Consider the following 18,500-nt stretch of genomic DNA (forward strand, 5'->3'; position numbering starts at 1 on the left):
CCTCAGCCCAGAACGATCAGTCGCCCATGCTTCTTCCTCCCGCCCACTGGCTGCCCCAAGCCTCCCTCGAATTGCTTGAACTCGACTGGCTCACCCGCGCCGGAATCGAGGTCGCGATCCTGCGTCTGGACCAGATCGACCCGCTGATCAGCGGCAACAAATGGTTCAAACTCGTCGAGCATCTCAAGGCCGCCGACCGCGCCGGCGCGCAGGGCGTCATCAGCCTCGGTGGTGCGCATTCCAATCATCTGCATGCGCTCGCGGCGGCGGGCAAGCGTCTTGGCTTCGAAACGGTTGGCCTGTTGCGCGGCCATCCACAGCAAACGCCGACGGTCAGCGATCTGCAAGCGTTCGGCATGCAACTGCACTGGCTTGGTTACGGCGGTTATCGGGCGCGGCATGAGCCGGGGTTCTGGGAGCCGTGGCGGGGGCAGTATTCAGATTTTCAGGCGGTGCCGGAGGGCGGTGGCGGATTGGCGGGCGCATTGGGCTGCAAGGTGTTGAAGGAGCAGGTGATCGCGCAACTGGGCAACCTGGGCTGGAGCAATTATCACGGCTGGTGGCTGGCCTGCGGCACCGGGACGACGCTGGCAGGGCTGGTGCTCGCCGAGGCCGGTGCGCATCCTGTGTATGGCGCACTGGCGGTGCCCGAGGATCATGGCGTGGCGCCGCAGGTGGCGGCGATTATGCAGGAGGCAGGTGTCGCTGCTGCCGACTACGAGCTGCTCGACGCCAGTCGCGGTGGCTTCGCCAAGGTTGACGCGCAGCTACTTGCATTCATCGAGAGCATTGAACGCTGTAGCGGCGTTGCGCTGGAGCCGCTGTACACCGGCAAGGCGTTGCTGGCTCTCAAGGAGCGGATCGAGGCGGGCGGATTCGCGTCAGGTACACGGTTGATCTTCGTGCACACGGGTGGGTTGCAAGGGCGGCGAGGATTCACCACAGGATGAATGAGTAACCCTGTGGTGAGGGGATTTATCCCCGATGGGCTGCGCAGCGGCCCCTCATTGAGCACGCATTGAGTCTGATCCACCGCGTGCACAGGTTCTGGGGCCGCTTCGCAGCCCATCGGGGATGAATCCCCTCACTACAATGGTCAAAATCGGGCCTCAGCGTGGCGCGCGCTTGGGCATCATCCGCAACAAGGTGTTATCACCCACCACATAATGGTGATACAGCCCCGCCAGCGCGTGCAGGCCGATCAGCCAATAGCCGATGTTGCCGATCAGTACGTGCCAGTGCTCCACCTGTTTGGCCAATGCCTTGTCTTCGTGGACCAGCAGCGGCAGATCGAAGCCGTAGAACATCACCTGGTGCCCCTCGGCGCTGGTGATCAGCCAGCCGAGGATCGGCATGCTGATCATGAACAGGTACAACAGCCAGTGCATCACCCGCGCCAGCAGGGTTTGCCACTGCGGCGAGGCCGGGAAGATTTTCGGTGCCGGGCCGATGCTGCGGGCGACCAGGCGAAACCACACCAGCACGAACACGGTCAGGCCAAGCATGTAATGCACTTCGCGAATCAGCGCGCGGCCGCCACTGCCTTTGGGAAAGATCCCGCGCAATTCCATGCTGGCATAGACCAGGATCAACAGGATCAGCATCAGCCAGTGCAGCAGCACGGACACGGTGCTGTAGCGCGATTCGGAACTTGTCCACGGCATACGGTGTTTCCTCACAGATCAGGGTCGCCACGTGCCGTTCTTGTGCGACGGCATGCTTTAACTGTAATCCGCTTTGGCGGATTTGCCTGAGGCTGATCGGAGTTTCAAAGCGCTGACTCAAGGCTGCAGCCATAAAAAAAAACGCCAGTGTCGCGAAGACCCTGGCGTTTTTTGTTGTTTTGACAAAAGACGTAATCAGCTCGATTGCGGCATCTCGCCGTTGGCCAGGCGCTTGTTGATGTCGGCAATCACTTCCGGCAGGTCGCTGATAGTGTCGATCATGTAGTGCGGACGGGAACCGGCGAACAATGCGTGTATGCGTTTGCGTTCGCTGGCCAGTTCGTCGCTGCCCAGCGCACGGTAGCCGGCGTAGTCCAGGCCCAGCGCGTTGCCCGAACAGATCAGCGCGACAGTCCACATCCCGGCGCGACGACCTTCGAGAATGCCCGGCACGGTGTCGTCGATCTTCACGCAGGCCGCGACGTCATCGATACCCAGCGCAATCACGTTGGCCAGCGCCTGAGCCGGCCATGGACGGCCATTTGGCACTTCGTCGGTGGCGACCACATGGTCGGCAACGTAGCCGTTGGTGGCGGCCAGCGCCACGACCTTGTCCATCACCTGTTTCGGGTAACCGGAGCAGGAACCGATCTTGATCCCTTGCTGACGCAGGTGGGCGATAGTTTCCAGTGCGCCGGGAATCAGCGCCGAGTGTTCGGCGATCTTTTCGATCTGCAGCGGCATGAAGCGGTTGTAGATGGCGGTCACGTCATCGTCGGTCGGGGTGCGGCCGAATGCTTTGCGATAGCGCTCGGCGACCTGCGGCTGATCGCACAGGGTGCGGATGTGGTCCCATTTGCCCATGCCCATCGGGCCACGGGCTTCGTCGATGGACACCTGAACGTCGAACTCGGCGAAGGCTTCGACGAAGATCTGCGTTGGCGCGAACGAGCCGAAATCGACCACGGTGCCGGCCCAGTCGAGGATCGCGGCTTGCAGCTTGCTTGGGTTTACGTAGTTCATGGCAATAAGAATCCTGTGTTGGCAATGCAATTCAAAAGGTTCGGCGATCCTGTGGGAGCGGGCTTGCCCGCGATGGGGCCCTTTCAGTCGACATCTATGCTGATGGTCAGACCTATCGCGGGCAAGCCCGCTCCCACAGGTATCGTGGTGATTCAGATCTCCAGCACTTCCATTTCGCGCAGCACTTCACCCACCGCCGCCACGGCCTGGCGCATTTCATCCGGGCTGACGTGGCCGATGCAGCCGACGCGGAAGGTTTCCACTTGGGTCAGTTTGCCGGGGTAGAGGATGTAGCCCTTGGCCTTGACCCGTTCGTAGAAGTCCTTGAACTGGTAGCGCGGGTCTTGCGGGGCATGGAAGGTGGCGATGATCGGGGCCTGGATCGCCGCCGGCAGGAAGCTGCGCAGGCCGAGTTTGCCCATCTCGTCCATCAGTGCCTGACAGTTGGCGGCGTAGCGCGCATGGCGAGCGGGCAGGCCACCTTCTTCGTTGTATTGCAGCAACGCTTCGTGCAGCGCCGCGACCACGTGGGTCGGCGGGGTGAAACGCCACTGACCAGTCTTCTGCATATAGGTGTGCTGGTCATACAGGTCCATCGCCAGCGAGTGCGAGTTGCCAGCGGCTGCGGCCAGCGATTCCTTGCGAGCGAAGACAAAACCCATCCCCGGCACGCCTTCCAGGCACTTGCCAGAAGCGGCGATCAACGCATCGAACGGGACGTTTTGCGCGTCCACCGGCAGCGCACCGAACGAGCTCATGGCATCGATGATCAGGCGCTTGCCGTGCTGCTGCACGACGTCAGCGATTTCCGGCAGCGGGTTGAGGATGCCGGTGCTGGTTTCGCAGTGGATCAGCGCGACATGGGTGATGTCGCCATCGGCACGCAGCAGGCGGTCGACGTCGGCTGCGGTGGTCGGTTCGTCTTCGGCGGTTTCGAAGGTGCTGAACGAGCGGCCGAGCACTTCGCAGATTTTCGCCAGACGCTTGCCGTAGGCGCCGTTGATCAGCACCAGTACCTTGCCGTCACGTGGCACCAGGGTGCCGATGGCGGCTTCGACGGCAAAGGTGCCGCTGCCCTGCAATGGCACGCAATGGTGAGTGGCGGCGCCGTTGAGGATCGCCAGCAATTGCTCGCAGAGGCTGGCGGTCAGTTGATTGAAGCGGTCATCCCATGACCCCCAGTCGACCAGCATTGCCTGGCGGGTGCGGGCCGAGGTGGTCAACGGGCCGGGAGTGAGCAGGATGGGTGCGGCAGTACTCATTCGTGTGTCCTCGCGATAGCGCTGTGGGATGAAGGTACGGGGCATACGTTGCAATTCGCCGAGTCATCAATCAAATTGTTTGTTGTTATGCCAGCCATCAGTGAGGGTTATTCATGAATCTGTTCCAGCTGCGCGCTTTCGACGCTGTGGCCCGGGAAGGCAGCTTCACCCGCGCCGCCGTGCGCCTGTTCATCAGCCAGCCAGCGGTGACCGGGCACATCAAGGCGCTGGAGGAGCATTACCAGATCACCTTGTTGCGCCGTACCGCGCGCCGGGTCGAGCTGACCGAGGAGGGCACCAAACTGGCGGCGATCACCCGCGCCATGTTCGGCCTGGCCGAAGAAGCGCAGACCCTGCTCGAGGCCAACCGTCAGTTGCTCACCGGGCGTCTGGAAGTGGCGGCGGACGGTCCGCACATGGTCATGCCGATGCTTGCCAGCCTGCGCGCGCGGTATCCGGGGATCACGGTGAATCTGCGTCTGGGCAATGCCCAGGAAACCCTCGCCGCGCTGTTATCGGAACACGCGGACGTGGCGGTGCTGACCGAGGTCGAACCGCGCAAGGGCCTGCATCTGCAAGCCTTGAGCGAATCGCGGATCTGCGCGCTGGTGCCCGCCGGGCATGCGTGGGCGCAGCGTAGCGGCGAGGTGCGGCTCAAGGAGCTGGATCAGGTGATCATGGTGTTGCGCGAGCCGAGTTCGATCACCCGGCGCACCTTCGATCAGGCGTGTGCGCAGGCGGCGGTCAATCCAAGGGTGCTGCTGGAACTCGACAGCCGTGAGGCGGTAACTGAAGCGGTGGCGGCGGAACTGGGGGTGGGCGTGGTGTCGTCGGTGGAGGTCAGTCATGACCCGCGGGTGGTAGCGCTGCCGATTGTCGGGGACGGTCTGGTGAACCGGCACATGATCGGCTGCATGGAGCGGCGGCGGGAGTTGCGCCTGATTCAGGCGTTCTTCGCTCTGGCGCCGGCCTGATACACCGCGTTATGGCCCTTCGCGAGCAGGTATTGCGCCATGCCCATAACTCCCTGTAGGAGCTGCCGCAGGCTGCGATCTTTTGATCTTGTTTTTAAAAGCAAAATCAAAAGATCGCAGCCTGCGGCAGCTCCTACAGGAGGTGGGTCAGGTCAGGCTCTCGCGCACCATATCAAGAAACGTTGCCACCACCCGCCGCGAACTCTGCTCGCGCAAGCACACCAGGGTCTCGGTCAATCGCCGGGTGCAGTCGGTAATCGGCAACGCACACACCCGCGAATCCGCGCCGAACTCCGCCGCCGAAACAACCCCCACACCAATTCCCACCACCACCGCCTCGCGCGCCGCTTCCCGGCCTTCGACCTGAATCGCCGGACGGATGCGAAACCCGGCGCCGGCCATTTCTTCTTCCAGGGTCTGCCGGGTCACCGAGCCGTGCTCGCGCAGCACCAGCGGCGTGTCATCCAGATCCGCCAGGCAGATCGACTCACGCTCGGCCCACGGATGATGGCGCGAAACGAACGCCACCATTGGATCATTGCGCAGCGGCACGCACAGCAGACGTTCATCGCTGACATCACGCCCAAGCAGCGCCAGATCGGCCTGATAATTGAACAGGCGAAACAGCGATTCATCGGTGTTGCCGGTCTCGATCTTCACGCTGATCCCCGGGTAGCGCTCGCAGAACCGCGCAATCAGCGGCAGCACGTGTACCGGGGCATCCACCGCCAGAATCAAGCTGCCGGTCTGCAACGCCTGGGATTCCTGTAGCAATTCCTGGGCTTCAGCCTCAATCACGAACAGCCGCTGGGTGATCGCCAGCAGGCGCTCGCCCAGATCGGTCAGGCGCACCGAACGCTTGTTGCGATGAAACAGCAACACACCGAAGCGCTCTTCCAGTTTGCGCACTTGGTCGGAAATCGCCGGTTGCGTCAGAAAAAGCCGTTCGGCCGCTTTAGTGAAGCTTCCGTGTATAGCCACGGCGTGAAAGGCTTTGAGCTGGGCGTGGGACACCGACATATAGCCTCCATCAACAAGCTGAGCTTATGTGTGAAATACGATAAATCGATTTTATTTATTAAACAGTAATTGCTTTGATCCGCTCACGCCAGCGCTGACTGCCCGCTCGGGCAGCAACGCTGGCGATGAGCCTGTGCGTGCAATAACAGGACTCATCTGACCGCTATCGCCATAGGGACGGGGCGCTGGCGCAGTGCTCAACAATAAAAAACACAGGCGTTTACTTAACGATTCTGCCGGCACACTCACACCCTGAGGTCAGAACCACAATGAACAAGCACATCGGCACCCTTGCGCGTTGGCGCATGCAGATTTTCGCTATCACCTGGCTCGCGTACGCCGCTTTCTACTTCACCCGCAAAGCGTTTTCCGTGGCCAAACTGGGCATCGCGGAAGACCCGACCTTCATGCTCGACAAGATGGCCATGGCCAACCTTGATGCGATCTATCTGGCGGCCTACGCCATCGGCCAATTCACCTGGGGCATGCTCGCCGACCGCTTCGGCCCAAGGGTCGTGGTGCTCGGCGGGCTGTTGATTTCCGCTGCGGCGGCGTTAGTGATGGGCAGTTTTGCCACGCTACCGATCTTCGCCACTTGCATGCTGATTCAGGGCCTGGCGCAGTCCACCGGCTGGTCGGGATTGTGCAAGAACCTCGGCAGTTTCTTCCCGGCGCAGCAGCGCGGGCGGGTGCTCGGATTGTGGAGCTCCTGCTATGCGTTTGGCGGTCTGGTGGCCTCGCCGTTTGCCGGCTGGTGGGCGTATACGCTGATCGGCACCTGGCACGCGGCGTTCATATCCAGCGCCGCGGTAGTCGCGGCGGTGGCGCTGCTGTTCTTCATTTTTCAGCGCAACAAACCGGAAGACGTCGGCCTGCCGGCCGTGGAGCCGGAGCCGGAACTGAGCGCTGAAGAAACCGAGGCCAACAGCAAGCTCAGCGTCTGGGAGCCGTTGAAGGAAATCCTGCGCAACCGCACGGTGCTGGTGCTGGGTCTGGCGTACTTCATGTTGAAACCGGCGCGTTACGCGATTCTGTTGTGGGGGCCAGTGATTGTCTTCGAGCAGATGCCGAGTGTCGGCAAGGTCGGCGCGGCGATCATTCCCACCTCGTTTGAACTGGCCGGTCTGCTCGGGCCGATCATGATCGGCCTGGCCTCGGACAAGCTGTTCGGCGCCCGGCGCATGCCGGCCTGTGTCCTCAGCCTGCTGGCGCTGACCGTGACCCTGGCGCTGTTCATGGGCGCGTTGCACACCGGCAGCGTGATGCTGGTGGTGGCGCTGCTGTTTGTCATGGGACTTACCCTGTACGGACCGGACTCGATGATCAGCGGCGCGGCGGCGATTGACTTCGGCAAGGCCAAGGCCGGCGCCACGGCGGCCGGTTTCGTCAACGGTTGTGGCTCGGTTGGCGCGGTGCTCGGCGGATTGCTGCCGGGTTACTTCGATTCGGTGACGGTGTTCATCGTCTTCGCCGGCTGCGCCTTGTTTTCGGCGCTGGTGCTGATCCCGCACTGGAACAGCCGCCCGGTCGGAGTGATGGAACCGCGCGCGGCTGTGCCCAATTGCCCGCTGACCATCAAACCCCTGCGTAACTGAAAACCCTTGCCTCGCGGCCTGCTGCGGTGCTCGCGGCAGGCTGTGTCGTGGCCATCTGACTGGAGAATCCCATGCGACCTTTTTGGCTCGAGCAAGCCTTGCAGGCCGACCCATCCCCGACGTGCCCGCCGCTGCAAGGCGAAGTGCGCACTGACGTGTGCATCGTTGGCGGTGGCTACACCGGGTTGTGGACGGCGATCATGCTCAAGCAGCAGAACCCTGAGCTCGACGTGTTGATGATCGAAGCCGACATCTGCGGCGCCGGTGCCAGTGGGCGCAACGGTGGTTGCGCGTTGTCGTGGTCGGCCAAGTATTTCACCCTCGAGCGCCTGTTCGGTGTCGAGGAGGCGGTGCGCCTGGTCAAGGAATCCGAGCGCAGCATCCACGCCATCGGCGAATTCTGCGAACAGTACGGCGTCGATGCCGATTACCGCCTCGACGGCACGTTGTACACCGCCACCAACAAGGCGCAGGTCGGTTCGACCGACGCCGTGATCGCGGCGCTGGAGCGTAACGGCATCAACTCGTTCACCCAGCGTCCCGTGGCCGACGTACAGCGCATGGCCGGTTCCAGCCAACATCTGGAAGGCTGGTTCTCGCCGGCAGCTGCCAGTGTGCAACCGGGCAAACTGGTGCGCGGCTTGCGCCGGGTGGCGTTGCAACTGGGCGTGAAGATCCATGAAAACACCGCGATGACCGGTCTGGAAGAGGGCCGCCCGGCGCGAATCCACACCGCCCATGGGCGCGTGATTACCGACCGCGTGGTGCTGGCGATGAACGCATGGATGGCCCGCGCGTTCCCACAATTCGAACGCAGCGTGGCGATCGTTTCCAGCGACATGCTGATCACCGAACCGCGCCCGGATCTGTTGCAGGAAATCGGTTTGACCAGTGGCGTCACTGTGCTCGACTCGCGGATTTTCGTGCACTACTACCACAACACCCCGGATGGCCGGATCATGCTTGGCAAGGGTGGCAACACGTTTGCGTTTGGCGGGCGGATGCTGCCGGTGTTCGATCAGCCATCGCCCTATGCGGATTTGCTCAGGCGCAGCCTTGGGGCGTTTTTTCCGACGTTTGCCGAGGTCAAGGTGGAAGCGACCTGGAACGGGCCATCGGATCGTTCGGTGACCGGGTTGCCGTTTTTTGGGCAGATGAGCGCTAGTGGCAATGTGTTCTATGGCTTTGGTTATTCCGGCAGTGGCGTCGGGCCGTGTCACATGGGCGGGCAGATTCTTGCCTCGTTGGTGCAGGGGCTCGATAACCCGTGGACCCGTTCGCCCTTGGTGAACGGGCCGTTGGGGTATTTTCCGCCGGAGCCGATTCGGTATCTGGGGTCGTTGATGGTGCGTAATGCGATTCGGCGCAAGGAGCGGGCTGAGGACCATGGGCGGCGGCCGCGGCATCTGGATGTGCGGTTGGCGAAGTTTGCGGCGGCGGCGGGGAAGGCTGACAAGGGGTGATTGGGGGCTGGCGAGCGCTGCGTTCTTTTGGGTTACCGAGTACATATCCGTTTCTGCGGTAACGGCTTCTTATGGTTTCGCTCTTACAGCGACTCATTTTTCCAGACGCCGAAAAGTAAGCAAAAGGCTTGGCCCCGGCGTGCGGCCCTCGCTTAGGCTCGGGTTCCTTCGTTACGGGGTTCATCCGGGGGCATCGCCTCCGGTTTGCTTCGCTGCACCTCCTCTCGATGCGTTTGGCTACGCCAAACGGTCGCTGCGCTCCCACCCCCGGATAAACCCCTCCACTCAGCCTGCCGATGGGGCCGGCACGGCAAGATCAAGCGCTGCAGCCGAGCTAACGCTTATCCTGTTGAGTGGTGAAAAGCATGCGGTCAGCCTGGACTGCTTTGCTTTTCTGTGGAAACGAGCCTGTCAGCGAAGGCGGCCTATGGGCCGACCAATTTCCAACAGACCGCACCCAATCCACCTGTGGGAGCTGGCTTGCCAGCGATGGCGGCCTGACAGCCGACCAAATCTCCAACTGGACACACCCAATCCACCTGTGGGAGCTGGCTTGCCAGCGATGGCGGCCTGACAGCCGACCAGTCTCCAGCTGCCAACACCCATTCCCAATGTGGGAGCTGGCTTGCCAGCGATGGCGGCCCGACAGCCAACCAGTCTCCAGCTGCCAACACCCATTCCCAATGTGGGAGCTGGCTTGCCAGCGATGGCGGCCCGACAGCCAACCAGTCTCCAGCTACCAACACCCCATTCCCACTGTGGGAGCGAGCCTGCTCGCGAAGACGGCCTGACAGCGACCAAATCTCCAACTGAACACACCCAATCCACCTGTGGGAGCTGGCTTGCCAGCGATGGCGGCCTGACAGCCGACCAACCTCCCACTGCTCACACCCAATCCAACTGCAGGAGTTAGCCTGCTCGTGATAGCAACCTCCCGGCCAACCACTTTCCGGTAGCTGTACTCAATTCCAATGTCTGCGGTGCTTACGGATCGGCCCCGTGGAGCAGCCAGTCGAGCAACAGGCTGTCGTCGCGCGGTGGTGGCGTTTCGTTCGGTGGCGCCGGGCGTGGATGGGCGAGGCAGAGGATCGGTCGATCCGGGTCGCTGTCGAGGAAGCTCACCCACACCTCACTGCCGCCGCGGGGCAGTTGGTGGGGGGCGAGGCGGCCGGCGCCGGTCAGCGCGATCGGCAGCCACAGGCATGCAGACTCGGCTGTCTGCGTCGGCCACAGGCTGACGCCGATGCGCCCGCGATCATCCAGTGGCGCTGGCTGGCCAGGCGAACCCAGCACTCGTGCCAGGTGATAGCCGCCGATGTTCAGGCGCGGCTGCGCCAAGGGCGGGCGAAAATCGGTCGACCAGGGCAGGGCGGTGAAATCGTTGTGATAGCGATGCGCGTCCGTTGTCGGATCGAGGATCGAGGGGTGCTGGCCTTGATGCTGCAATTCGGTGATCAGCCATTGCTCGTTGAACGCGTTGATCGGATGCTCGCTGATCTGCAGCAAATGTCCGCTGCGCAGTGCGCTGCAATCGCTGCGCCCGCGAATCGTGCGCGACTGGCAGCGCTGACGCTGCAGATGGCGCCGGCTGCGTTGTTCGGTGTGACGCTGCTCGCTCGACAGGTTCAGCGGTGTGAGCGCAGGTACGGGGTGGTTGGCCGCGTCGGCGCTGATGACTGCCTGGCCCCGGTTTCGAATGCCGGGCGCGGCCATGACCGGTGTTGCGTCATGGCGCTGTAACAGCGTGCTGATGCGCGGTGATGGCGTGTCGTCGGTCACGGCAAACGGCACTGCCAGCGGTTCTTGCGGCAGGCTCAGGTTGTCATCGGCAAATACCACCACATGCCCGTCCGGGCGATGTTCGAAGTGATAGTGAATGCCTTCCTGCTCACACAGACGGTGAAGGAAGGCCAGGTCGCTCTCCTCGTATTGCAGGCAAAATTCCCGTGGTGGGTAGTGGCCGACGCTCATTTCGATCCGGTAACTGTCGGCTGGCAGTTCATGCTCTTCGAGCAGTTGCGCAAGGATCGCCGGCACGCTCGCTTGCACGAAGACCCGACGCTGTAGCGACAGCGCCAGCCGTTGCAGGTGCGGCACCAGCGTCAATCGGTAGCCAATGCGGTGGCTGGCGCGATGCTCACAACTGACACTGTGGATCAGGCCGTGAATGCCGTGAGCGTCGCCCAGGCGCAGGAACGCCGGTTGCTGCAGCAGGCTGCCCGGCGCCAAGGCCGGGGCCAGGGCGATCACTTCAATCTCGAAACGAAACGGCTGATTGAGTGCTTCCTTGCCACTGAAACGCAGGACCGGCAGGCACAGTGGGCCGTCGGTCAGGGTCAGGGTGAACGGGCTTTGCTGGTCATTGAGCATTCATACGGGCTCTGTCGGGCAATACGGACGGCAGAGGGTACGAAAACGCGAGCATTAATGGTCGTGGCTGGTGGGCTTTTCAGAATCGCCCTACAAGTCGTGGTGAAGATGTCGATTCAACAATGAATTTTTTTGGTCGATTGCCGACTTTAGGCCGTATAAACTTGGCGCCACGCGTCGGCCAATAGATGTCTCGGCGCCACAGATCAAGAGAGTGAGTAATGGGCGCACAGTGGAAGGTTAAACACAAAGAAGCGGCAGCCAACGCCAAGGGCAAGATCTTCGGCAAACTGGTGAAAGAAATCACCATTGCTGCCCGCAACGGTGCCGACACCGCCACCAACGCACACCTGCGTCTGGTGGTCGAACAGGCCAAGAAAGCCTCGATGCCCAAGGAAACCCTGGACCGCGCCATCAAGAAAGGCGCTGGCTTGCTGGGCGAAACCGTGCAATACCACCGTGTGACGTACGAAGGTTTCGCACCGCATCAGGTTCCGTTGATCGTCGAGTGCGTGACCGACAACATCAACCGCACCGTCGCGGAAATCCGCGTGGCGTTCCGCAAGGGCCAACTGGGCGCATCCGGTTCGGTGGCCTGGGACTTCAACCACGTCGGCATGATCGAAGCTTCGCCGGACACCCCGGACGCCGACCCGGAAATGGCCGCGATCGAGGCCGGTGCCCAGGACTTCGAGCCGGGTGAAGAGGGCGCGACCCTGTTCCTGACCGATCCGACTGACCTCGATGCCGTCCAGAAAGCCCTGCCTGAGCAAGGTTTCACGGTGTTGTCGGCGAAACTCGGCTACCAGCCGAAGAACCCGGTCAGCGGCCTGAGCGCCGAGCAGATGGCCGAAGTTGAAGCGTTCCTGGAAGGTCTCGACAACCACGATGACGTGCAGGACATGTTTGTCGGTCTGGCGGGCTGATTTGTTACAAAGATAAGCTGTGGCGAGGGAGCTTGCTCCCGCTCGGCTGCGCAGCAGTCGTTGTTTTTGGGACGGCTTTGCCGTCCAGCGGGAGCAAGCTCCCTCGCCACAGGATTTGTGTCAGTCACAGCTTTTCCAGCACCTCGATCACTTCGCCAAACCCCGGCCGCGTCAGCACATCCGGCTGACAGCAACGCTGTTCCAGCGCTTGCAGCACCTCGCGCCGCTCGGCACTCAGCCCTGAGTCGATGCGCGCCAGCAATTCCCCCAGCAAAACCCCGAACGCCCGCACTTCGATGCGTTGCAGCGCCCGGGTTTCCAGATTGTCCGTGGTGGCATGGAACGATGCCGCGCCAAAATCCCCCAGCAAGCAATCGCCCTGATCGTTCAACAGAATGTTGTGGCCGTAGAGGTCGCCGTGGGTGATGCCCTGTTGATGCAAGTGTTCGGCTGCCGAAGCGATGCCCTTGGCAATGTTCAGCGCCACTTCGGCACTGAAGCGGCAATCGTCGGCATACACATCCCGCGAGCAGCTCACCAGGCTCGGCAATGCCGCCAGATTGCAAAAGCTCGGGTCGATCAGTTGCATCACCAACCCGTGTTGCCCGTCAGGATGACCGTGAATACGGCCTTCCACGCGGATCAGGTTCGGGTGCAGGCCGGCGGTGATGCAGGCGTTCATCTCGTGCAGCGGCGAACCGTCGCTGGTCATCTCGCCTTTGTATAGCTTCACCGCGACCGGCACCGACGAGTCTGCGCTACGTTGCCACTGTGCCCGGGAAATAACCCCGGAAGCGCCTTCGCCCAAACGCTGTTGCAGACGCAGCGTCGACCAGTCGATCAGCGGCGTGGCCTCCAGCGCGGCGGCGTCGGCTTCGGTTTCCAGCGGATTGCCGGCATACGCCAGCCAGGTCAGGCTCGGCAGGGTCAGCAGCCACTGCGGCAGTTCACGCAACTGGTTGGCCGCGATGCGGATCAGCTCCAGACGGTGGCACTGGCTCATCGACGTCGGCAGCGCTTGCAGGCGATTGCCGGCCAGCAGCAATTTTTGCAGGTACGGGCGCTCGCCCAGTTCGCTGGGCAGGGTGTCGATGCAGTTGTCGGTCAGGATCAACCAGCGCAGCAGCGGCGGCAATGCAGCGCCCGACACGTGGCGGATGCGATTGGCCTTGAAGCCGATCATCGTCAGCGCTGCACACTGGCCGACGCACTCCGGCACCTCGGTAAAGTGGTTGTCCGAGCAGAACAGAATGCGCATGCGGGTCAGCCGATGCAGGTCGTCCGGCAGGCTGCTCAAGGCATTGCCGCTGAGGTTGAGCACCTCCAGCGTATCGGCCAGCTCGAAAATTTCCCGGGGGAACTCGGTCAGGCCGCAGGACAGGTCCAGCCGGGTAATGCCCGACAACTCGCCGGCGCGCAATTGAGCAAGGGTGTGCATGGGGAGGTTCACTATCAAATGAAGAAGCGCCGGGCGCTCGGAATGGGCGACATGATAACGGCAAAGCCGGGATTTGCACTGAAGAACACTCTGATCCACTGTGGGAGCGAGCTTGCTCGCGAAGGCGTCCTGTCAGTCAGTGATTCGTCACTGACACTCCGCTTTCGCGAGCAAGCTCGCTCCCACAGTGGTAATCGGTGGTGATTAATGGGATCAGTGGATTTCCTGCAACTGCCCCAGACGGCTGCGGGTGCGGGCCAGATCGATGGCGTCGCCGCTCAGGGTCTCGCGCAGCGGCAGGCGGCTGAGCAGGGTCAGGTGTTTGTCCTGGTCGTAGAGCACGTCGATCAGGTTGATGAAGCGCTGTTGCGCGGCGATCGAGCGTTCGTCCAGTTCCGGCAGGTCGTCGATGATCTACTGGTCGAAACGCCGACACAGTTCCAGGTAATCCATCACCGCCGTCGGTTGCTCGCACAAATCGTTGAAACTGAAAGCCACCCGGCGAGCCTCGCACAGGCGCGCCTGAATGTGGCGGCTGCCCACCGGCAGAGCCATGGCTGGCGCATCTTCGGGCGGCAGATTCAGCGCCAGGCGCTGGGTCGCTGTGGCCGGCCACACATAATGGCCTTGAGTGAAGATCTGGTGCGCATGATTGCTCGCCTGACTGCGGTAATCGTGGGGGCCGCCGACCTCCATCACGTGCATGCGTGCGTTGATCAAGTCGATCACTGGTTTGAAACGCGCGTGATAGAGCGGGTTAGGCAGCAAGCCCTCCGGCGGATAATTGGAGGTCACCAGCAACACAATGCCGCGCTGAAACAAGGCCTTGAACAGCCGGGTGATGAGCATGGCATCGCCGATGTCATGCACATGAAATTCGTCGAAACACAGCACCCGGCAGTCGTGTAACAGTTCATCGAGGGTGACGCCGAGGGCATCGTCCTGTTCGCGATGCTCGAACATGCCCTGATGCAATCGGGCGAAGAATTCATGGAAATGCACGCGCTGTTTCTGCGCGGTGGGCAGGGCCTGAAAAAAGCCTTCGAGCAGCCAGCTCTTGCCGCGTCCGACCGCACCATGCAGGTACAGACTCGGCGGCGTTTGCGGCCTGGCACCGAACAACAGGCTGGCCTGTTGTGCCATGCAATCGATCACCCGCTGCTGGCTGTGGCTGAGGGTGTAACCCTGGCTGTGAGCCTTGAGCCGGAAGTATTCGTGGATCGAGCGGGCAGTGGCGTCATGCCCGGCACTGGCTGGCCGGCCCTTGGCGAACCAGCGGCGCAGCGCCGACCAGCGTTGGGTCAGTGGCGATCGTTTGGGCGCTCGAGAGGGCACAGTGCAGTCACTCCGTAGTCATCAGGCCGGCGCCCGGGAGCGCGGCGCCGTAGTGTAACCAGAGGCGGCGTCAGGCTCCATGGCGGCTTGTCGACAATGGGCGATTACTGAACAACATTGTGTGGAACGTACAGCTATTTGCAGCGATGTAATTCGTCGTATTGCCAACCTTTCGAAACATATCCCGGAAGATCCATGGATCCAATCGACTGGCGGATTCGTCGACTGTTGCTAACCTGAAACACAGTAACGTCATCCGAATGTTCCCTGCCAAGGAATGGGACCGTGATTGCACGTGTGGTGGTGGGCCTGCTCGGGGTGCTTGGGAGCGCGGTATATGCGGCGGATCTGCAGGTTGAAGTCCGCGTTGACGTGATGCGTGGTTGCCAATTGATCGGGCAGCAGCGCGAGGCGGGTATGGAACAACTGGGCGTGCTGGATTTCGGCAGCACCGCGCGCCTTGATGATCCGGCCGGGCCCTTGGGTGCGGCGCTGACCAACCACCGGTTGCCACGCCTGGAGTGCAACCCCGACACACCCTATCAGCTGCGTGTCGACGGTGGCCTGCACGGCGGCGTCGGTGAGGTTCGCTACATGGCGGGAGCGGCCGGGAGCAAGCCTATTCCGTACCACCTGTATCAGGACGCGGCGCGCCGTGTGCCGTTGGTGGTGGACGTACCGGTCAGCGGTCGGGTGCCGGACAGCGGCACCGTGGAGCTGCCGCTGTATGCGCGGATCGAGCGTCTGGCCCAAGTACCACAGGTCGGGCGTTATTCGGATCTGGTGAAGGTCACCGTGACCTGGTGAGTGCAGGATTTCAGGCAATCCGCTGGAGGCGGGCTGCGCAGGGAAGGGGCGTTCAATGCTGAACGCGGGAGACGCAAGCATCCTGAAGGAGTAGGGACGGACGCAATGACAGGCAAGCATTGGATGGTCATCGCCACGGGTACGCTGCTGTTGCTCGCTGACGACGCACAGGCGGCGATCAGTGGGCAGATCAACGCGCGACTGATCCTGATCGCCGGGTGCGAAGTCACCAACAGCGCCACGCCGGCGATCCCGGTGAGCAATCTGGGCACCCTTGATTTCGGTCAGCAGGGGCCGACCTGGACTTCGCCCATCAAGGCCAGTCTCGACGGCGACAGCAGCGGCAAGCTGAATGTGGCCTGCAATCCCTCGGTCACCGGTTTCACGGTCACCATCGATGGCGGTACCCACGGCGACGGCACCACCCGCCGCCTGAGCAACGGACGCCAGACCCTGCCTTATCAACTGTTCCTGGATGCCTCCGGCAGCCAACGCTACAGCATCGGCCAACAACACAATTTCGCTGTCACCAGCGGTGCGCAGATACCGATTCCGGTCTTTGGCACGGTGGTGGCGAATACCCGCGCGGTACCGGCAGGTGTCTATACCGACACGCTGACGGTGACGCTCGACTGGTAACCCGTAGAGGACGGACACCATGCGCACGTTTGCATCAAGGATAGGTTTGTCGTTGCTCGGCCTGACGCTGGTTCCCAGTGCCCACGCCGCCACCACGGTCACCGGCCAGATCACCGCCAGCCTGACCCTGATCAGCAGTTGTCAGGTCAATGGCGCCGGCGGCTCCACCGGGCTGAACTTCGGTGCGCTGAACTTCGGCACTGCCAACAGCCTGTTTACCACCGCCAGCGGGCAGGTGTTGGGCGGTGGTGGCGGGGCGCTGTCGATTCTTTGCTCGAGCGGCACCACGCCGGTGGTCAAGGTGCGCGCCGGTGCCCACGATGGTCAATCGCCGGGCGGTGCACGTGCGTTGTACGACGGTGTCGCCAACTACGTGCCGTACGATTTCTATACCGATGCCGGGCATTCGCAGCTGCTGCCGATTGACGGCACGATCAACCTGGCGACCAGCACCGGCGTGGCGCAGACGGTGAATATTTATGGTCAGGCGGTGGGCAAGGCCGGGTTGCCGGCGGGGACGTACACCGACACCGTCGCTGTCGAACTGACGTTCTGATGCCATGCGCCGTCAGGGCTGTGCTGCGCTGCTCCTGCTCTGTGCGGGCAGTGTGCCGCTGCCGCTGGGGGCCGCCACCAGCCAGAGCTTTCAGGTCAGCGCCACCATCACCCCGGGGTGCCTGGTGGTGGGCGGTGTCTCGAATTACGGTGGGCTGAATTTCGGTACCAGTTCGGCTCTGGGTACCGGCACGGTGCAAGTGGCGCTGACCGGTGGCGTGCAGTTGCAATGCACACCGGGCGTGACGCTGAACATGAGCGTCGATGGCGGCCAGTACAACAGCAGCGGTCGGCATATGCAGCTCAACAGCGGCAGTGCGCGGGTGGCTTACACGCTGTTTCGCGATGCGGCTTACAGCCAGAGCCTGGGCATCAGTCAGAGCGTGGCGGTGGCTTACAGCGACGCGAACAACATCAGCCTGCCGATTTACGGGCAGGTGCAGTTGCCGGGCAATCAGCCTGGGGGGACGTACAGCGACGTGTTGCAGGTGCAACTGTCGTGGTGAGGCGACGTTTGAATGGCCGACAAGGAGCAGGTTCATGGGGGCAGTGACTTCACGGCATTCGATTGCGCAGTGCGTGATGCTGGCGCTGGTGATGCTTGGGGCTGGCAATGCGCAGGCCGCCAGTTCGGTGCTGATCTGGCCGATCGACCCGGTGCTGGAGGCCGATCAACAGGCCAGTGCGTTGTGGCTGGAGAACCGCGGCACGGAAACCGCCAACCTGCAGATCCGTGTATTCGGCTGGAGCCAGAGCGGCTTTGAAGAGCAATACCAGAACCAGCGCGACGTGATCGGCAGCCCGCCGGTGGCGAAGATCGAACCGGGCCAGAAACAGCTGGTGCGCCTGACCCGAACCAAGGATGTGCCGCCGGGACAGGAACTGGCTTACCGGATCATCATCGACGAAATACCTGGCGCTCAGCCACCGGCTGCCGAGGGCGGCAAAACGGCGGCGGCGATTCGCTTCCAGATGCGTTATTCGGTGCCGTTGTTTGCCTACGGCGCGGGGCTGTGGAGCAAGGAGGACAGCACGCGCCCGCGCGATCCCAAAGGCGTGGGGCTGCCGCAATTGAGCTGGCGCACGGTAGCGGTCGACGGCCGGCCGTATGTCGAAGTGCGCAATCAGGGCGCGGTGCATGCGCGGCTGACTGACGTGGCGATCAAACAGGGCGGGCAAAGCAAGCCGTTGGCCGAGGGCCTGTTGGGATACGTGCTGCCGGGGGCGGTGATGCGCTGGCCGGCACCGGGCCCCTTGGCGAGCGAGTCGGCGCTGCAGGTGCGGGTCAATGGCGGGGCGCAGGTGCAGAGCATTGCGCCGGAGCGCTGAAAAAGGAGCCATGCCGAGTGGACTTTTGTGGCGAGGGAGCTTGCTCCCGCTGTTGCGAAGCAGCCCCAAGCCGTGTCAGGTAGTCCGCTCAAACAGTTCT

General features: G+C 62.5%; 16 protein-coding genes and 1 pseudogene. 10 read left to right on the forward strand and 7 right to left on the reverse strand.

Translation table 11 applies throughout. The features are described 5' to 3' along the window. The first annotated feature begins 26 nt into the window (after positions 1–26). Positions 27–950, forward strand: a complete 924-nt coding sequence (locus AC193Q_RS02820) for a 1-aminocyclopropane-1-carboxylate deaminase/D-cysteine desulfhydrase (protein ID WP_483879118.1) — start codon at positions 27–29, stop codon at positions 948–950. A gap of 159 nt (positions 951–1,109) precedes the next feature. Here AC193Q_RS02820 and AC193Q_RS02825 read toward each other — a convergent pair whose 3' ends face one another. From AC193Q_RS02825 to AC193Q_RS02835, 3 genes are all read right to left on the reverse strand, one after another. Beyond that, positions 1,110–1,664 carry a cytochrome b gene (locus AC193Q_RS02825; protein WP_047291600.1) on the reverse strand — a complete coding sequence of 185 codons (555 nt, stop codon included), beginning with the start codon at positions 1,662–1,664 and terminating at the stop codon, positions 1,110–1,112. Between the two features lie 195 nt (positions 1,665–1,859). Further along, a complete protein-coding gene (phnX, locus tag AC193Q_RS02830; protein WP_047291602.1) occupies positions 1,860–2,687 on the reverse strand; it encodes a phosphonoacetaldehyde hydrolase in 828 nt (275 codons plus the stop codon). Between the two features lie 152 nt (positions 2,688–2,839). Further along, positions 2,840–3,949 (reverse strand): 2-aminoethylphosphonate--pyruvate transaminase, encoded by a 1,110-nt coding sequence (locus tag AC193Q_RS02835; protein WP_483879119.1) that lies wholly within the window; start codon positions 3,947–3,949, stop codon positions 2,840–2,842. A 113-nt stretch (positions 3,950–4,062) separates the two neighbouring features. Here AC193Q_RS02835 and AC193Q_RS02840 point away from each other — a divergent pair, with 113 nt between their 5' ends. Then, positions 4,063–4,923, forward strand: coding sequence for a LysR substrate-binding domain-containing protein (locus tag AC193Q_RS02840; RefSeq protein WP_483879120.1), 861 nt, complete (start codon positions 4,063–4,065; stop codon positions 4,921–4,923). A gap of 147 nt (positions 4,924–5,070) precedes the next feature. Here AC193Q_RS02840 and AC193Q_RS02845 read toward each other — a convergent pair whose 3' ends face one another. Beyond that, positions 5,071–5,943 carry a LysR family transcriptional regulator gene (locus tag AC193Q_RS02845; protein ID WP_483879121.1) on the reverse strand — a complete coding sequence of 291 codons (873 nt, stop codon included), beginning with the start codon at positions 5,941–5,943 and terminating at the stop codon, positions 5,071–5,073. Between the two features lie 269 nt (positions 5,944–6,212). Between AC193Q_RS02845 and AC193Q_RS02850 the strand changes: the two genes are divergently transcribed. Next, entirely contained in the window at positions 6,213–7,538 is a 1,326-nt protein-coding gene (locus AC193Q_RS02850) for an MFS transporter (protein ID WP_483879122.1), read from the forward strand. A 71-nt stretch (positions 7,539–7,609) separates the two neighbouring features. Then, the gene (locus AC193Q_RS02855) at positions 7,610–9,001 is read left to right on the forward strand and encodes an FAD-dependent oxidoreductase (RefSeq protein ID WP_483879123.1); all 1,392 of its coding nucleotides are present in this window, start codon (positions 7,610–7,612) and stop codon (positions 8,999–9,001) included. Positions 9,002–9,985: 984 nt separating this feature from the next. Here AC193Q_RS02855 and AC193Q_RS02860 read toward each other — a convergent pair. After that, the gene (locus AC193Q_RS02860; protein WP_121184725.1) at positions 9,986–11,371 is read right to left on the reverse strand and encodes a type VI secretion system tip protein TssI/VgrG; all 1,386 of its coding nucleotides are present in this window, start codon (positions 11,369–11,371) and stop codon (positions 9,986–9,988) included. Positions 11,372–11,592: 221 nt separating this feature from the next. Between AC193Q_RS02860 and AC193Q_RS02865 the strand changes: the two genes are divergently transcribed. Next, the gene (locus AC193Q_RS02865; RefSeq protein WP_027614601.1) at positions 11,593–12,297 is read left to right on the forward strand and encodes a YebC/PmpR family DNA-binding transcriptional regulator; all 705 of its coding nucleotides are present in this window, start codon (positions 11,593–11,595) and stop codon (positions 12,295–12,297) included. A 124-nt stretch (positions 12,298–12,421) separates the two neighbouring features. Here AC193Q_RS02865 and AC193Q_RS02870 read toward each other — a convergent pair whose 3' ends face one another. After that, positions 12,422–13,735 (reverse strand): leucine-rich repeat-containing protein kinase family protein, encoded by a 1,314-nt coding sequence (locus tag AC193Q_RS02870; RefSeq protein ID WP_047291618.1) that lies wholly within the window; start codon positions 13,733–13,735, stop codon positions 12,422–12,424. A 213-nt stretch (positions 13,736–13,948) separates the two neighbouring features. After that, positions 13,949–15,070, reverse strand: a pseudogene (zapE, locus tag AC193Q_RS02875) (cell division protein ZapE). 285 nt (positions 15,071–15,355) lie between these two features. Between zapE and AC193Q_RS02880 the strand changes: the two are divergent. From AC193Q_RS02880 to AC193Q_RS02900, 5 genes are all read left to right on the forward strand, one after another. Next, positions 15,356–15,877: a Csu type fimbrial protein gene (locus AC193Q_RS02880; RefSeq protein WP_047291622.1), complete on the forward strand. Its 522-nt coding sequence runs from the start codon at positions 15,356–15,358 to the stop codon at positions 15,875–15,877. Between the two features lie 105 nt (positions 15,878–15,982). Further along, positions 15,983–16,516: a Csu type fimbrial protein gene (locus AC193Q_RS02885; protein ID WP_041068745.1), complete on the forward strand. Its 534-nt coding sequence runs from the start codon at positions 15,983–15,985 to the stop codon at positions 16,514–16,516. Positions 16,517–16,535: 19 nt separating this feature from the next. Then, positions 16,536–17,072, forward strand: a complete 537-nt coding sequence (locus tag AC193Q_RS02890) for a Csu type fimbrial protein (protein WP_483879124.1) — start codon at positions 16,536–16,538, stop codon at positions 17,070–17,072. Positions 17,073–17,076: 4 nt separating this feature from the next. Next, on the forward strand, positions 17,077–17,577 hold the full coding sequence (locus AC193Q_RS02895; protein WP_239779098.1) for a Csu type fimbrial protein: 501 nt from the start codon (positions 17,077–17,079) through the stop codon (positions 17,575–17,577). A 34-nt stretch (positions 17,578–17,611) separates the two neighbouring features. Next, a complete protein-coding gene (locus AC193Q_RS02900; RefSeq protein WP_121184731.1) occupies positions 17,612–18,400 on the forward strand; it encodes a fimbrial biogenesis chaperone in 789 nt (262 codons plus the stop codon). Positions 18,401–18,500 lie beyond the last annotated feature (100 nt).

It is taken from the genome of Pseudomonas sp. F2, from assembly GCF_057174385.1.

Excerpts from the sequence above, each read along its gene's own strand:
- AC193Q_RS02870 (WP_047291618.1), bottom strand. The coding sequence starts at position 13,735 with ATGCACACCCTTGCTCAATTGCGCGCCGGCGAGTTGTCGGGCATTACC.
- AC193Q_RS02855 (WP_483879123.1), top strand. The coding sequence starts at position 7,610 with ATGCGACCTTTTTGGCTCGAGCAAGCCTTGCAGGCCGACCCATCCCCG.
- AC193Q_RS02825 (WP_047291600.1), bottom strand. The coding sequence starts at position 1,664 with ATGCCGTGGACAAGTTCCGAATCGCGCTACAGCACCGTGTCCGTGCTG.
- AC193Q_RS02865 (WP_027614601.1), top strand. The coding sequence starts at position 11,593 with ATGGGCGCACAGTGGAAGGTTAAACACAAAGAAGCGGCAGCCAACGCC.
- AC193Q_RS02890 (WP_483879124.1), top strand. The coding sequence starts at position 16,536 with ATGCGCACGTTTGCATCAAGGATAGGTTTGTCGTTGCTCGGCCTGACG.
- AC193Q_RS02895 (WP_239779098.1), top strand. The coding sequence starts at position 17,077 with ATGCGCCGTCAGGGCTGTGCTGCGCTGCTCCTGCTCTGTGCGGGCAGT.
- AC193Q_RS02850 (WP_483879122.1), top strand. The coding sequence starts at position 6,213 with ATGAACAAGCACATCGGCACCCTTGCGCGTTGGCGCATGCAGATTTTC.
- AC193Q_RS02900 (WP_121184731.1), top strand. The coding sequence starts at position 17,612 with ATGGGGGCAGTGACTTCACGGCATTCGATTGCGCAGTGCGTGATGCTG.
- AC193Q_RS02840 (WP_483879120.1), top strand. The coding sequence starts at position 4,063 with ATGAATCTGTTCCAGCTGCGCGCTTTCGACGCTGTGGCCCGGGAAGGC.
- AC193Q_RS02860 (WP_121184725.1), bottom strand. The coding sequence starts at position 11,371 with ATGCTCAATGACCAGCAAAGCCCGTTCACCCTGACCCTGACCGACGGC.
- phnX (WP_047291602.1), bottom strand. The coding sequence starts at position 2,687 with ATGAACTACGTAAACCCAAGCAAGCTGCAAGCCGCGATCCTCGACTGG.
- AC193Q_RS02820 (WP_483879118.1), top strand. The coding sequence starts at position 27 with ATGCTTCTTCCTCCCGCCCACTGGCTGCCCCAAGCCTCCCTCGAATTG.
- AC193Q_RS02845 (WP_483879121.1), bottom strand. The coding sequence starts at position 5,943 with ATGTCGGTGTCCCACGCCCAGCTCAAAGCCTTTCACGCCGTGGCTATA.
- AC193Q_RS02835 (WP_483879119.1), bottom strand. The coding sequence starts at position 3,949 with ATGAGTACTGCCGCACCCATCCTGCTCACTCCCGGCCCGTTGACCACC.
- AC193Q_RS02885 (WP_041068745.1), top strand. The coding sequence starts at position 15,983 with ATGACAGGCAAGCATTGGATGGTCATCGCCACGGGTACGCTGCTGTTG.